Raw genomic sequence first — 13,675 nt, 5'->3', positions numbered from 1 at the left:
CGTCCTCCCGGTCCGACGCGGCGGTCCTCAACGCGGGGACGCGCCGCCGTCGATGTCCAGGGTGGTGCCGGTGACGAACGCCGCCTCCGCGGAGGCCAGGTACACCGCCGCAGCGGCCACCTCCGCGGCGGTGCCGCCACGGCCCACCGGCAGCGCCGCCGCGGTCGCCTCCCGCCTGGCGGCCGTGCTGAACGTCGCGTGGAAGTCAGTGCCGTCGATGAACCCCGGCGCGAGCGCGTTGACGGTGATGCCGTCGGGCGCCAGTTCCTTCGCCAGCCCCTTGGTGAGGCCGATGATCCCGGCCTTGGCCGCGGCGTACGCGACCGCGCCGGGCCCGCCGCCGTTGTGCGCGGCGAGCGAGGCCATGGTGATGATCCGCCCGGACCCCGACGCACGCAGCGCCGGCAGCGCGGCGCGGACGGTGCGGAACGTCGCGGTCAGGTTGACGTCGGTGACCTTCGCGAAGTGCTCGTCGCTCATCTCGCCGACCGAGACCCGCCCGACCAGGTGCCCGGCGTTGCAGACCACGATGTCGAGCCCGCCGAGGTGCCCTGCCGCGGCGGCGACGAGCCCATCGACCTGGCCGGTGTCGGTCACGTCCGCCTGGACGGCCGTCGCCCGCCGCCCCAGCGCCGCGATGCGGGCGACCACCCCGGCGGCCCGCTCCCCGGACCGCCCGTGGTGCACCACGACGTCGGCGCCGCACTCCGCGAGCGCCACCGCGATGGCCGCGCCGATCCCGTGCCCGGCGCCGGTGACCAGCGCCCGCCGGCCTGTGAGGTCGAACATGCCGCCACCTTTCGTCCCGGCCGGCGGGAGCCGTCCGGCGCTGCTGCGATTCTCCACGGTACGGACAACACCGGGGAGGACGGCCGCAACGCCGTCCCGCCGCACCCGTTGTCCCGCACAGTGAAGGGGACGGCCCGCACCAGTCCCGGACGATCGTGACATCTCGCGTTCATCCGCGGTCCGGGCGGGGGACGACAGGCGGACACACGGGTATGCGGGGGTGTTCAGGTTTCGTACAGTGCCCAATGTGAACGGCAACGAGGCACCCGGACCCCTGCCGGCCGGCGTCGAGCTGTACTCGCTGACGGCCGACGGCACGGCGCTGCTGACGTCCCGGGCCGGCCGCGGGGACCTGCTCGACCCGGCCACGCTGCTGCCGTTCATCGACGACGGGCAGCACGCCCGGTACCTGATCGGTGACGCGCTGACCTCGCCGGAGCGGCCCAGCAACGCCACCTACAAGCTGGGCCTGATGCAGGGGCACAGCGCCTTCACCCCGCACGCGCACGGCGGGGAGCATTTCGTGCTGAGCCTGGGCTACGCGGCGTGCGGGCTCTACGACGACGAGCGCCAGGAGGCGGTGACGGTGCGGCTCACGCCCGGCGTCATGCTGCGCATCCCGGCGCTGCTGCCGCACTCGTTCATCAACCGGGGCTCCGGCCGGTTGCTGATCCTCGCCGCGAACACCGGCTTCGGCATCGACCACGAGGACTACGCGATCACCGCCGAGGAGGCGGAGCGGCGCGCCCTGGGCGGCTCGGTCGCGCCACCCCGGAGCGGGGAGCCGGAAACAGCCGGCAATGCACTGGACTATCCGGCCCTCGCCAAGGCGCTGCGCGCCGTCGGCTCGGCGCCGTCACCGGGTGTGATGAGCTGGCGGGAGCGTGCGGCGCAGGCCGCCCGGCGTCTCGCCGTGCGTCTGGAGGGACCGGCATGATCTGCCCGCACTGCACCGCCAACCTCAAGCGCAAGGACCGCCCGGGTTCGCGGTGCGGCACCTGCAAGAAACCGTTCGTGTTCGAGCCGAAGGAGAATCCGCTCGCCCTGCACGACGTGAAGGTCCGGCGGCTCACCGCGAAGCTCGGCGAGGACAACCACTGGTACACCACGACCCAGCTGTGGTACGCGGCCGCCCGCAAGAGCAACAAGGCCTCCAACGACGGCACCGCCGGGTGCGGCATCGTGGTGCCGATCATCGGCGGCGTGGTCCTGATCGGCGTCGGCCTCGGCGGCGACGTCCCGGCGCTCGCCGCCGTCGGCGGGGTGCTGCTGCTCATCTGCGTGAGCATCGTCGTGCTGCGGATGGCCGGCGTCACGAAACGCGCGGTCGTGGTGAAGATGCCCCTCGACCAGTTCCGCAAGGAGATCATCGGCGGGTGGAGCCGCGTGTACGGCAACCCGCCGGGCGGGATCATCGACGAGCCCCATGTGCGGCCCGGGCCGCCGCCGCCCCAGCCGGCGTTCGCGATCCTCAGCCCGGACCCGTCCGTGCTCGCCTGCCTGCGGGTCAACGACGTCGGGCGCTGGTTCAACGCGGCGCTCGCGGCGAAGGTCGCCGACCTGCCGCCGGCGGTCCCGGTCGCGGTGATCCACGACGCCAGCCTCGACGGTGAGCTGTTCCTGGCGACCGCCCGGCACGAGCTGCGCGGCCGGCGGGTCATCGACCTCGGGCTGCGGCCCCGCACGGTGCTGGCCGCGAAGGACCCGTTCAAGCTGCGCACCAAGGACCGGCAACCGGAGCGGATCGCCTGGCTGAAGGCCAACACCGACCTGACCCCGAAGGAGCTGGAGTGGCTCGGCAACGGCTGGTCGTCGCCGGTCGCCGCGCTGCGCCCGGCGCAGTTGCTCGCCAGGGTCAAGAAGGTCTCCGACCACCTGCGCCGCGCCGCCGCACCTGATCCCGCCGAGCGCGCCGCCAAGGCGGTCGGCTTCATGACCTGGCCCGCGGCGTGAGCGTCGTCGACCGGGCGCTCGCCGCGGCCGTCGTGCGCGCGGGCGCGCCCGGACGGATCCGGTTCACCCGCCGGCAGCTGTACTACGAGCTGTGCCGGGGGCTGCTGCCGCTGCACCGGCTGCCGCGCCGGGTCCGCTTCACGCTGCCCGCGCCGGTCAGCCACGAACGGTTCCTCGCGGCCCTGGACCGGCACGGCCCGGTCCCGGGCCTGCTGCAGGACCCGGCTGCCCGCGACGCCGCACCCCACCACGACGACGTCCCGGACCTCTACGACTACGGCCTGCCGCGGCTGCTGGTCTGCCAGGATCCCGCGATCGCCGGGATGCTGCTGGCCAACGAGCTGCACATGGAGTCGGCGTGCCCGGTGTTCGCGCTGCCGGACCTGCCGCTGGACCCGCGGCTGACCGCGGCGCTGCGGCACACCGGCGACGCCGTCGTGTACGTGCTGCACGACGCCGGCCCGTCCGGGTACGCGGCCGTCGACGACGTGCGGCGGTGGGCGGGTGACCTGCGGGTCCACCCGCTGGGGCTGCGACCGGTGCACGCCGCCGCGCTGCACCTGAGCGCCGGTCCCGCGTGCCGCGCGCCGAGCTGGACGCCCCCGCCGGGCTGGAGCCGTGGGAGGTGCGCCGGCTGCGGGCCGGGCGGACCGTCGAGGTCGCCGCCGTCAACCCGGCCCGGCTGCTGCGCACCGTGCACCGCCTGGTCCGTGGCCAGACCCGGACCCGCCGCAGAACCGCTCGCCTCCGCCAGCTCCAGGCCGCGGGCTTCATGACTTGGCCGGCCGCATGACAGGAGTGCTGTGAGCCAGTACCGGGAAATCCCATACACCGACGAGCTGCTCAGCGACCGCAGCGTCCACCGCCGCTTCGCCGACGGCCGCGAGGAGTGGCGCCGCCGCGCCGGTGACCACTACGTCCAGTGGCAGGACAACACCGGCCGCAGCGGCATCGACGAGGTCCTCGGCGACCGCATCATCAAACGGCGCTACACCACGGGCCAGGTCGTCTACGGCCGCGACCAGGGCTACGGCCGCACGGCGTGGGGCGACGGGACGCTGACGGTCAACCGCACGTCCTTCGGCGGCCGCACCGGCGCCATCCTCGCCGCCGTCGGCGCCGGGGCGCTGCTCGGCGCGATCGTCGCGCCGCCGCTGATGATGTCGGAGTTCGAGGAGGAGGAGCTGCGCCGGCAGGCCCAGCAACAGCAGCAGAACTCCGGCAGCGACGGCAGCGACGGCGACGGCGGCGACGGCGGGGACGACGGCGGCAGCTGGTCCGACGACAACGACAGCGGCGGCTCCGACGACGACTTCGGCTGACGGCCGACGGCTGACCCGCGACCAGATCGACCAGGAGGTTCCTCGTGCCACGCATCGCTGCGACGTCGGGCGGCCGGCCGGCGCTGACCGGCCTCGGCGCACGGCCGGTCGTCGAGGCCGGCGCGGTCGCGCTCGGGTTCGTCGACGCCGAGCCGGGCTTCGCCGGGGGCCCGTTCACCGCCGGTGCCCTGCACGCCGTCGGTGAGGTCGTGCTGCACAACCGCCCGGAGCTGTTCGCGGCCCTGGCCTCGGCCGGCGAGCCCGCACCACCCGGCACGCCCGACGGTGCACTGCTGCTGCGGGTGTACGCGCGGCTCGGCGCCGCCGGGATCCGAGCCGCCGACGGGATGTTCGTCCTGGCCATCGCCGACGGCGGCGACCTGGTCCTGGTGCGCGACCACGTCGGTGCCCGCACCATGTTCCACGCCCGCGCCGGCGGCCACTGGGCGGTGTCGACGTCGCTGCGGGCGCTGCGCCGCTGGCCGTCGCTGGACACCGGGCTGAACCTCGCCGCGGTCCGGTCGTTCCTCACGTTCGCGTACCTGCCCGGCGACGAGACGCTGCTGCGCGGCGTGCACGAGGTCCTGCCGGGCAGGATCGTGCGGCTGCGCGCCGACGGCACCGTCCGCGAGGAGGTGTACTGGGAGGCGACGGAGGCGATCGACGACACCACCACGGCCGCCGGGCACGCCGCGACGCTGCGGGCGCTGCTGGAGCGGGCGACGAGTCTGCGGCTGCCCGCCGCGGAACCGGTCGCGGTGCTGCTGTCCGGCGGCGTCGACAGCAGCCTGGTCACCGCGCTCGCGGCGAAGCTGCACGACCAGGAGGTCCGCACGTACTCCATCAGCTTCGGTCATGAGCTGCCGAACGAACTGGCGTACTCGGGGCTCGTCGCGACCCACTGCAACACCCGGCACCGGGTGCTCAGCGTGTCCGGCGAGGCCGTCGCGGCCCGGCTCGCGGACACCGTCGCGCTGCTGGACAGCCCCGTCGGTGACCCGCTGACGGTGCCGAACCTCATGCTCGCCGAGGCGGTCTCCGGCGACGGGATGCGGGTCGTGCTCAACGGCGAGGGCGGTGACCCGGTCTTCGGCGGGCCGAAGAACCTGCCGATGCTGCTGTACGAGTTGCACCGAGACGACCCGTCCCCGCACGCGCGGTCCCTGGCGTACCTGCGCTCCTACCGCAAGTGCGGCGGCGACCTGCCCGCGCTGCTGACCGCCGACACCCTGCGGGCCCTGCAGGACGAACCCGGCCCGGAACGGTTCGTGGCGCCGTACCTGTCGCCTGGCACGATGCGCTCCCACCTGAACCGGCTGCTGCACTGCAACCTGCGCACCAAGGGCGCGCACCACATCCTGACGAAGGTGGAGCGGCTCACCGCGGCCCGTGGGCTGCAGGGCCGCGCCCCGCTGTTCGACCGGCAGGTCATCGACCACGCGTTCACCGTCCCGCCACGGCTGAAGCTCGCCGGTACCGACGAGAAATGGATCCTCAAGGAGGCCGTGCGGGACCTGCTCCCGGCCACCATCGTGGACCGTCCCAAGAGCGGCATGCGGGTGCCGGTCCAGCAGTGGCTCAGCGGCCCGCTGCGCGAGCTCGCCGACGACGTGCTGCTCGGCAGCCGCACCAGCGGCCTGTTCGACCCGGTGACGATCCGGGCGTGGCTGCGCGGCGAGGGCACGCTGCTGCCGCGGCAGGGCGGCAAGGTGTGGCTGGTGCTGACGCTCGAGCTGTGGCTGCGTGCCTACGATGTGGCGTGAGCGGTCCGCAGCGGAGTGGAGGACTGCTCACCATCGGCGCAGTGTTGGCTCAGGCCGGCGCCGCAGCGAAGCGAAGGCGACGGCATGAGCACCTACCTTGACCTGACCGACCCGCGCACCGGCCACGTCCGCACCCAGCTGCGGCCCGGCGGCCCCGCCGAGGTCGCGGCGGCGGTGACGTCGGCCCGCACCGCGTCGCGCGCCTGGGCCGCGCTGACCGCCAAGGAGCGCTCCCACCGGCTGCTCGCACTCGTCGCGCTCATCGAGCGGCAGGTCGAGGTGTACGTCCAGCGCGAGGTCGCCGGCACCGGAAAGTCCGATGTGGACGCCCGCGCGGAGGTCCTGCAGTCCGCGGACGTGCTGCGCTTCTACGCCGGCGCGGTCCGCGCCGACCTGACCCCGGCGGCGGGGCACCGGCTGCCGGGCCGGGAGAGCTGGGTGCGGTGGGAGCCGATCGGGGTCGTCGCCGCGATCGTGCCGTGGAACTATCCGCTGCTGATGGCGGCGTGGCGGCTCGGCCCCGCGCTCGCCGCCGGCAACACCGTCGTGCTCAAACCGGCGCAGACGACCCCGGACACCGCCGTGCTGCTCGCCGGGCACGCCGCGGAGACGCTCGGCCCCGGCGTCCTCGTGGCGCTGCCCGGCGACCGCGACACCGGCCGGCTGCTCGTCGCCGCCGACGTCGACGCGGTCGCGTTCACCGGCAGCCAGGCCGGCGGCCTGGACGTCGTGGCCCGCGCCGGGCTGCGCCGGGTGAGCCTGGAGCTCGGCGGCAACTGCGCCGCGGTCGTCCTGCCCGACGCCCCCGACGACACCTACGAGCAGCTGGTCGGTGCGTGCACGTACAACGCCGGGCAGAGCTGCGCCGCGCCGGCCCGCGTCATCACCGTGCGCGCCCACCTGGAGGAGACCGTGGAACGGCTGGCCGCCGCGATGCGGGCCCGCCGGGCGGGCCCCGACTTCGGCCCGTTGAACAACCCCGACCAGGTCGCCCGCTTCGACGCGATCGTCGCGGAGTCCCGCGCCGGCGTCCGGCGCACCGGCGACGTGGCCGTCGCCGACGGCGAGACCGGCGGGTTCTGGCGGCCCGGGCTGATCCTCGCGGACCTGCCGGCGGACGACCCGGCGGTGACCCGGGAGATGTTCGGCCCGGCGCTCACCGTGCAGGCCGCCGACGACCTCGACGGCGTGGTCGCCCTCGCGAACTCGGTGCCGCAGGCCCTCGCCGCGAGCGTGTGGGGCACCGCCGTCGGCCCGTCGCTGCGCGTCGCGGGGCAACTGGACTGCGGCGAGGTCTGGGTCAACTGCCACCTGGAGCAGACCGCGGAGCTGCCCCACGGCGGCCGCCGCGGCTCCGGCCACGGCACCGACCTGAGCGTCCTGGCGCTGACGGAGTACCAGCGCCCGAAGACCGTCACGGTCCGGCTGTCCTAGCCGCCCTTCCCGGCGACGAACCCGGCTCAGTGGATGCGGGCGACCTGCTTGAGCGCGGCACCGGCGAGCCTGCTCAGGTCCTCGACGGTGAACTGGAGGTCGGTCACCACCGCGAGCACGACCACCGCCGCGCCCTTGCCGATCGCGATCACGTTCACGTGGCGCGGGCCGTCGCCGGTCGACGTGTAGTAGCGCACCTGGTCGCCGAGCTTCGCCAGCGGCCCCGGCGGCTGTTCCGTCGTCTCCGCCTCGTGCAGCTGCGCGAACTTCGCCGACGTCGCCGGGAACGCCGCCCGGGCCGCGCGCCGCCGCCGTCCCCGGCGGGTGTGGCACGATCGGTGGCATGACCAGCCGGCCCGCCACCGCGCAGCACCTGCGTGACCTGGCCCTGCTGCGCCGGGTCCGGGACCGGATCGACCGGGACCACGCGCAGCCGCTCGACGTCGAGGAGCTCGCCCGGGGCGTGCACATGTCCGCCGGGCACCTCAGTCGCGCGTTCCGGGCCGCGTACGGCGAGTCACCGTACGCGTACCTGATGACCCGGCGCATCGAACGCGCGATGGCGCTGCTGCGCCGCGGCGACCTCACCGTCACCGAGGTGTGCTTCGCCGTCGGCTGCTCGTCGCTGGGCACCTTCAGCACCCGCTTCGCCGAGCTGGTCGGCGTGCCGCCCAGCACCTACCGGGCCCGCGCGGCCGGCGCGACGGCCGGGATGCCGCCGTGCGTCGCCAAACAGGTGACCAGACCGGTCAGGAATCGAGAAGCCCCCGCCGCCCAGCCGTCCGTAGCGTGACCGGCATGGACATCTCCATCCACTCCGCATTCCTGCCGCACACCGACCCCGACGCGTCCCTCGCCTTCTACCGCGACGTCCTGGGCTTCGAGGTCCGCAACGACGTCGGCTACGACGGCCTGCGCTGGATCACCGTCGGCCCCGCCGGCCAGGCCGGCACGTCACTGGTCCTGGAGCCCGTCGCGATCCCCGGCGGCGGCCGGACCGACGACGAGTGCCGCACCATCACCGAAATGATGGCCAAGGGCACCTACGCCGGCGTCAACCTGGCCACCGCCGACCTCGACGCCCTCTTCGGGAAGCTGCAGGCCGGGGCCGCCGAGATCGTCCAGGAGCCCACCGACCAGCCCTACGGCGTGCGCGACTGCGCCATCCGCGACCCCGCCGGCAACCTCATCCGCATCCAACAGGTGCCGTGAGCCCAGACGCCAGCCCAGACGCCCGGTACGACGGTCACGCCGACTGGTACGACGCGACGTTCCGCCGCTACAGCGACGAGGACGGATCGGCGGGGGTGCTGGCCCGGCTGCTCGGGCCGGCGGACCGCGGCGACCCGGTCTGCCTCGACATCGGCTGCGGCACCGGGCTGCACTTCGCGGCCGTCGAGGGCCTCGGCCACACGGTCGTCGGCGTCGACCTGTCCGCGGACCAGTTGCGGGTCGCCGCGACCCGCAACCCGCGGGTGGTCCGCGCCGACGCGGGACGGTTGCCACTGGCGGACGCCTCGGTGCCCGCCGTGGTGATGACGTTCATCCACACCGACGTCGACGACTTCCCCCGCGTCGTCGGCGAGGCCGCGCGGGTCCTGCGCCCGGGCGGGCGGCTGGTGTACCTCGGGCTGCACCCGGCGTACGTCGGCCCGTTCCTCGACCGGCAGGGCGAGACCGGCGACCGCGAGCTGCGGCTGGCGCCCGGATACGGCGACGAACGCCTGCATCACGACCCGAGCGGCCGCTTCCCGGTGCGCAGCCGGGTCGGGTCGCGCAGCCTGACCCTCGAGACGTTCCTCGGCGCGTTCCTCGCCCAGCCGACGCTGCGCCTGACGTCGCTGGTCGAGCTGGACACCGGCCTGCGACCATGGCTGGCCGGGCCCGGCGACGGCCGGGTGGTGCCGTGGAACCTCGCCGTCACGGCACGGACCACGCCGCAGGAGCGACCTCAACAGCGGGCTCCGTAGCGGGCTCGGTAGCGGGCCTGGGTCTGCCGGACCGCCGTGGCGCCCGTGCTCCCCCGGCGGAAATGCGGTGCGGGCGGCGGGCGGGTTCACGTACAACTGCCGGGTGCTGAGACTCTGGGCGTCGGTGCTGGGGCGGCCGTTCGCGAAGGCCCTCGCCGTCACGAACCTGCTGACCCGGCTGTCCGCGGGGGCGGTCGCCGTCGCCATGGTGCTGCTGGTGCAGCACGAGCGCGGGTCGTTCGGCGCGGCAGGGGTCGTGGCAGGCGTTTTCGCCGTCGGTACCGGTGCCGGCGCGCCCCTGATCGGACGCCTCGTCGACCGCATCGGCCAGACACCGGTGCTGCTCGCCACGGCCGCCGTGCACGGCGGGGCGCTGCTCGGCGTGGCGCTGCGGCCGTCGGCGCCGCTCGGGGTACTCGTCGCGCTCGCGGCCGTCGCGGGCGCGGCCCGGCCGCCGGTCGCGGCCTGCATGCGCGGCATCTGGATCACGCTGCTGGGCGAGGGGCCGCAGCTGCGCGCGTCGTACCGGCTGGAAAGCGCCCTGCTCGAGGTCGGGTTCATCGCCGGGCCGGTGGTCGCCGGCGCCGTCGTCGCGGTCGGTCGGCCCGCGCTCGGGCTGGTCGTCACGGCCGGGCTCGCGGTCGTGGCCACCACCGCGTTCGCGCTGCTGCCACCGGCCAGGGCGTGGCGTCCCCCGGCCAGGGCGGCCCGCGGCGTGCTCGGGCCGCTGCGCTCACCGACCATCGTGTCGCTGGTCGGGTCGCGCACGGCGCTCGGGGTCGCGATCGGGGCGTTGCAGGTCGCGGCGGCCGCGTACGCCACCGCCGGCGGGAGGGCCGGGTTCGCCGGGGTGCTCCTCGGCGGGTTCGCGGCCGGCAGCCTCCTGGGCAGCCTCACGCCGCACCTGTCACCCGCGGCGTTCGGGCTGCTGTCGGCGGGGATGTGCGCGGCGCTCGCGCCGCTGCTGCTGCCGGCCGGGCTGTGGTGGCTGGCGGCGCTGTTCGTGCTGGCGGGGACGCCGCTGGCGCCGTTGAACGCGATCGCGTACGAGCTCACCGACCGGGCCGCACCCGCCGGGACGGGCACCGAGGCGCGGATGTGGACGGGCACGGCGACGGCGGCGGGGACGGCGCTGGGCAGCGCCGTGGCTGGCGCGGCGGTCGACGGGGCGTCGGCGCGGGCGGCGGTCGCCGTCGCGCTCGGGGGTGCGGTGGTCGCCGCGGTGATCACGCTGCTGAGCCGGCGGGCGGTCACCCTGGCCGCCGCCACGCCACTGCCCACCACCTGACACGCCGGCGCCGTCAGGCCGCTTTTGCACACGCCGGCGCCGCCGGGGCTGCATTGCACACGCCGGCGCTTTTGCACATGCCGGCGCCGTCAGGGCTGCTTTGCGCATCCAGAGGCGCGGCGGCGTTGCGCCGTCCCGGGTCAGCGGCGTTGCCAGACCTCGGCGTCGGTGGTCCAACGCAGCGTGGTCACGGCCTGCAGGACCAGACCGCCGGCCTGGGCCGGGATGAGGTACAGCTCATCCGCGAGCGCCCGGATGATGTGCAGTCCCCGGCCGTGCTCGTCGAGCACCGAGAAGTCCAGCTCGGCGAGCTCACGGTCGCTCATCTCGGTCGCCAGGACCAGGCGGCCGGGGTCGATCACCGAGCCGTCGTTGACGACGTGGATCACGCAACGCACGTCGCTGACGTCGATGCTGATCTCGTAGTCGTCGATGTCGCGGGCGTGCTCGATGACGTTGGCGCAGGCCTCGGTGAGGATCAGGCCGATGTCGTCGCGGCAGCCGGGCTCCACGCCGAGCGTCCGCAGCGCCTGGTCCAGCAGTCGCCTCGCCATCGGCACCGTCGCCGCGTCCCGCGGGAGATGCAGTGCGAGCCGCAACGCGATCGACACCGTGTCGTCGCCCCCTCTCCGATGTCGCCGTCCTCAGCGACCGTACCCTCAGCACCACCTGTTTCATGTTTGTCACACGGCAAACATGCTCACCCGGTGCGGGTGAGGGTGGGTCGCGCGGATCTGGGAACGGGTCGCGGATGCGACGAACACAGTGGTTGCTGGCCCTCGCGGCCGGGTACGTCGACGGCATCTGCCTGCTGTTCCTCGGTGGCGTGTTCGGCAGCGTCGTGGCCGGCAACCTGGTCGTCCTGGGTGTCTCGGCGGTGCAGCGGCTGCCGGAGACGGCGCTGCGGGCCGCGCTGTCCGTCGCGGTGTACGGCGGCACCACGCTGCTCGCCCGGCGGGTCGCCCCGAGCCGCTGCCTGGTCGGCGCCCTGCTCGCGCTGTGCACGCTGTGCGGCGGGTGGATGGTGGCGCAGCACGACCCGCGCGGCATCACCCAGCTGCCGCTGCTCGCCCTCGCCGCCATCGCGACGGGCCTGCAGCACGCCGCCGTCCGCGACCCCGTGGAGGCGGGCTGGACCACCAGCCACCTGCTGCCGCTGGCCTGCATCCCGGTCGGCGCGGTCGGCGCGGGGCTGCTGCTGGAGCGGGTGCCGTGGGCCGGCCCGCTACCGGCGGTCCTGCTGGTCGCCATCGCCCTCGTGGTGGGATCACTGCGCCCGCAGGCGGTCCCCGCACCCCCGTCCCGGCACCGCGAACCGGCCCACCTGTGACGGTCGTACAGTTGCGCCATGGGCATGGTGCACACGGTCGGACTGGTCCTGCATCCCCGTCGCGACTCGAAACCGGCGATCGACGCCATCATCGACTGGGCGAGAACCCGCGACGTGACGGTCCTCGGCATGCCCGAGGAGGTCGACCGCATCGACTGCACCGCCGTCGCGGTCAACGCCGACGAGCTGGTGAGCCGCGCCTCGCTCGTGGTGAGCCTCGGCGGCGACGGCACCATGCTGCGCAGCATGCGCCTGCTGGCGGGCAAGCCGACCCCCGTGCTCGGCGTCAACCTCGGCCGCCTCGGGTTCCTCGCCGAGGTGGCCGTCGAGGAGCTCCCGGCGGCGTTGAGCGCGATCGACGCACACCGGTACACCGTGGAACCGCGCATGGCGATCCGCACCCGGCTGCCCGACGGCACCGACGTGACCGCGTTCAACGACATCGCCCTGGTCCGGGTGCCCGGCCAGGGCCTCGCCGCGATCGGCATCTCCATGCAGGGATACCCGTTCGTGCGCTACTCCGCCGACGCCCTCATCGTGGCCACGCCGACGGGCTCGACGGCGTACAGCTTCTCCGCCGGCGGCCCGATCGTCTCACCGAACATCGAGGGCATCCTGGTCGTCCCGGCGGCGGCGCACTCGGCGTTCAACCGCGCACTGCTCCTGTCCCCCGACGAGGACCTCGACCTGGAGCTCCTGCCGTCCAGCGGCCGCCTGGTCATGGAGATCGACGGCGTCCTGGGCGCGGAGCTGAAGCCCGGCGACATGCTGACCGTCTCCGCGGCACCCGCCGCGGCGAAGGTGGTGCGCCTGGGCTACACCACCTTCTACGAGCGGGCCCGCCGCAAGCTGCAGGTCAACGGCAGTCTTGAGGTGGAGGAGCCGGCCTGAACCGCCTTCGCTGCGCTTCTCGCGGACCGGCTGGGTCAGCCGAACGCCACGTGACCCAGCCAGTGGTGGAGCAGCCCCTCGTCGCCGGTCACGGACAGGTCGTCGGGGGTGCGGCGGCGGTACACCATGAGCAACAGGTCCCGAAGCGGGGCGTGGACGGTGACCGCGGCCGGCCCTGCCCCGCGGCGCCAGGTGTTGACGTCGCCGGTCAGGTCGACGAACCAGCCCTTGTCCGGGCCTGTCCCCTTGTCCGGGCCTGCCCCCTTGTCCGGGCCTGTCCCCTTGTCCGGGCCCGTCCCCTTGTCCGGGCCTGTCCCCTTGTCCGGGCCCGTCGGCAGGTCGGCCGGCCGCAGTGCGATGGTCCGGCCCGGGCCGAGGATGGCCTTCTTCGCGGGGTCGAGGTCGAAGTGGATCGGGTGCGCGTCCAGCTCCATCCACTCATCCAGGGCATCCACGGCGACGTCCGTGGCCGGCTCGAACGGCGTACCGGCCGCGAGGGTCGCGTCGGCGCGGTGCATGAGCGTCTCGTGCGCGAACCGGCGCGCCCAGAACGGCATGCCGCCCGCGTCGAACGGAGTCCACACGGGTGCGTCGGGACCTGCGTCACCGAGAGCGCCAGCCAGCTCGTGCGCGCCCTCGAGGAGCCACGCCGCCGGCACCGCTGCGGTGTCGTCGCCGGCAACGTCGCGGACGATGCCGTCGGGCAGGAACGCGGTCGCCCTGCTCCGGACGATCTCCGCCGCCCAGCGATGCCCGCCACCGATGTGCCGCAGCAGCGCTCCGAGCGTCCAGCCGGGACAGGAAGGAACGGGCGCCCGCAGATCCACGCCGCCGCTCAGCCCGGCCACGAGCAACTCGGTCTGTGCCACGATCCAGGTACGATGAAGCTCAAAACCCATGACGCCTCTTCTCACAGAGTAGTCGTACAGCTACTA

The 13,675-nt window shown here is 74.4% G+C and carries 16 protein-coding genes; 12 read left to right on the top strand and 4 right to left on the bottom strand.

Annotation, left to right across the window (positions count from 1 at the left end):
* Positions 1-27: 27 nt before the first annotated feature.
* Complete coding sequence (locus tag OHA72_RS32285) at positions 28-789, bottom strand: SDR family NAD(P)-dependent oxidoreductase (protein ID WP_326999801.1); 762 nt, start codon at positions 787-789, stop codon at positions 28-30.
* A 247-nt stretch (positions 790-1,036) separates the two neighbouring features.
* Between OHA72_RS32285 and OHA72_RS32280 the strand changes: the two genes are divergently transcribed.
* From OHA72_RS32280 to OHA72_RS32255, 6 genes are all read left to right on the top strand, one after another.
* On the top strand, positions 1,037-1,726 hold the full coding sequence (locus OHA72_RS32280) for a hypothetical protein (RefSeq protein ID WP_326999800.1): 690 nt from the start codon (positions 1,037-1,039) through the stop codon (positions 1,724-1,726).
* Positions 1,723-2,742 (top strand): hypothetical protein, encoded by a 1,020-nt coding sequence (locus tag OHA72_RS32275; protein WP_326999799.1) that lies wholly within the window; start codon positions 1,723-1,725, stop codon positions 2,740-2,742. Before OHA72_RS32280 ends, OHA72_RS32275 begins: the two co-directional genes overlap by 4 nt.
* On the top strand, positions 2,739-3,518 hold the full coding sequence (locus OHA72_RS32270) for a hypothetical protein (RefSeq protein ID WP_326999798.1): 780 nt from the start codon (positions 2,739-2,741) through the stop codon (positions 3,516-3,518). Before OHA72_RS32275 ends, OHA72_RS32270 begins: the two co-directional genes overlap by 4 nt.
* Positions 3,519-3,545: 27 nt before the next feature.
* On the top strand, positions 3,546-4,064 hold the full coding sequence (locus OHA72_RS32265; RefSeq protein ID WP_326999797.1) for a hypothetical protein: 519 nt from the start codon (positions 3,546-3,548) through the stop codon (positions 4,062-4,064).
* Between the two features lie 44 nt (positions 4,065-4,108).
* Positions 4,109-5,827 (top strand): asparagine synthetase B family protein, encoded by a 1,719-nt coding sequence (locus OHA72_RS32260; RefSeq protein WP_326999796.1) that lies wholly within the window; start codon positions 4,109-4,111, stop codon positions 5,825-5,827.
* An 84-nt stretch (positions 5,828-5,911) separates the two neighbouring features.
* Positions 5,912-7,261, top strand: coding sequence for an aldehyde dehydrogenase family protein (locus tag OHA72_RS32255; RefSeq protein ID WP_326999795.1), 1,350 nt, complete (start codon positions 5,912-5,914; stop codon positions 7,259-7,261).
* 26 nt (positions 7,262-7,287) lie between these two features.
* On the opposite strand, the gene OHA72_RS32250 is transcribed toward OHA72_RS32255, so the two are convergent.
* Positions 7,288-7,458, bottom strand: coding sequence for a hypothetical protein (locus OHA72_RS32250; RefSeq protein ID WP_326999794.1), 171 nt, complete (start codon positions 7,456-7,458; stop codon positions 7,288-7,290).
* Between the two features lie 146 nt (positions 7,459-7,604).
* On the opposite strand from OHA72_RS32250, the gene OHA72_RS32245 reads away from it, so the two are divergent.
* The 4 genes from OHA72_RS32245 to OHA72_RS32230 all read left to right on the top strand — a co-directional run bounded on the left by OHA72_RS32245 (position 7,605) and on the right by OHA72_RS32230 (position 10,519).
* Entirely contained in the window at positions 7,605-8,054 is a 450-nt protein-coding gene (locus OHA72_RS32245) for a helix-turn-helix transcriptional regulator (protein WP_326999793.1), read from the top strand.
* A gap of 5 nt (positions 8,055-8,059) precedes the next feature.
* Positions 8,060-8,473: a VOC family protein gene (locus OHA72_RS32240; protein ID WP_326999792.1), complete on the top strand. Its 414-nt coding sequence runs from the start codon at positions 8,060-8,062 to the stop codon at positions 8,471-8,473.
* Positions 8,470-9,231, top strand: a complete 762-nt coding sequence (locus OHA72_RS32235) for a class I SAM-dependent methyltransferase (RefSeq protein WP_326999791.1) — start codon at positions 8,470-8,472, stop codon at positions 9,229-9,231. The genes OHA72_RS32240 and OHA72_RS32235 overlap by 4 nt, the downstream gene beginning before the upstream one ends.
* Before the next feature lie 103 nt (positions 9,232-9,334).
* The gene (locus OHA72_RS32230) at positions 9,335-10,519 is read left to right on the top strand and encodes an MFS transporter (protein ID WP_326999790.1); all 1,185 of its coding nucleotides are present in this window, start codon (positions 9,335-9,337) and stop codon (positions 10,517-10,519) included.
* Positions 10,520-10,659: 140 nt separating this feature from the next.
* On the opposite strand, the gene OHA72_RS32225 is transcribed toward OHA72_RS32230, so the two are convergent.
* A complete protein-coding gene (locus OHA72_RS32225; protein ID WP_326999789.1) occupies positions 10,660-11,130 on the bottom strand; it encodes an ATP-binding protein in 471 nt (156 codons plus the stop codon).
* Positions 11,131-11,270: 140 nt separating this feature from the next.
* On the opposite strand from OHA72_RS32225, the gene OHA72_RS32220 reads away from it, so the two are divergent.
* Positions 11,271-11,849: a DUF1275 family protein gene (locus OHA72_RS32220; protein WP_326999788.1), complete on the top strand. Its 579-nt coding sequence runs from the start codon at positions 11,271-11,273 to the stop codon at positions 11,847-11,849.
* An 18-nt stretch (positions 11,850-11,867) separates the two neighbouring features.
* Positions 11,868-12,740 carry an NAD(+)/NADH kinase gene (locus tag OHA72_RS32215; protein WP_326999787.1) on the top strand — a complete coding sequence of 291 codons (873 nt, stop codon included), beginning with the start codon at positions 11,868-11,870 and terminating at the stop codon, positions 12,738-12,740.
* A gap of 35 nt (positions 12,741-12,775) precedes the next feature.
* On the opposite strand, the gene OHA72_RS32210 is transcribed toward OHA72_RS32215, so the two are convergent.
* Complete coding sequence (locus tag OHA72_RS32210) at positions 12,776-13,639, bottom strand: maleylpyruvate isomerase N-terminal domain-containing protein (protein WP_326999786.1); 864 nt, start codon at positions 13,637-13,639, stop codon at positions 12,776-12,778.
* Positions 13,640-13,675 lie beyond the last annotated feature (36 nt).

Source organism: Dactylosporangium sp. NBC_01737, assembly GCF_035963215.1.
Lineage (GTDB): Bacteria > Actinomycetota > Actinomycetes > Mycobacteriales > Micromonosporaceae > Dactylosporangium.
Note: the sequence above shows the minus strand (reverse complement) of the source record. Positions and strands in the feature narration are given on the sequence as shown.

Coding starts and splice junctions, on each gene's coding strand:
- OHA72_RS32285 (WP_326999801.1), bottom strand. CDS start 789: ATGTTCGACCTCACAGGCCGGCGGGCGCTGGTCACCGGCGCCGGGCAC.
- OHA72_RS32275 (WP_326999799.1), top strand. CDS start 1,723: ATGATCTGCCCGCACTGCACCGCCAACCTCAAGCGCAAGGACCGCCCG.
- OHA72_RS32255 (WP_326999795.1), top strand. CDS start 5,912: ATGAGCACCTACCTTGACCTGACCGACCCGCGCACCGGCCACGTCCGC.
- OHA72_RS32245 (WP_326999793.1), top strand. CDS start 7,605: ATGACCAGCCGGCCCGCCACCGCGCAGCACCTGCGTGACCTGGCCCTG.
- OHA72_RS32240 (WP_326999792.1), top strand. CDS start 8,060: ATGGACATCTCCATCCACTCCGCATTCCTGCCGCACACCGACCCCGAC.
- OHA72_RS32220 (WP_326999788.1), top strand. CDS start 11,271: ATGCGACGAACACAGTGGTTGCTGGCCCTCGCGGCCGGGTACGTCGAC.
- OHA72_RS32215 (WP_326999787.1), top strand. CDS start 11,868: ATGGGCATGGTGCACACGGTCGGACTGGTCCTGCATCCCCGTCGCGAC.
- OHA72_RS32210 (WP_326999786.1), bottom strand. CDS start 13,639: ATGGGTTTTGAGCTTCATCGTACCTGGATCGTGGCACAGACCGAGTTG.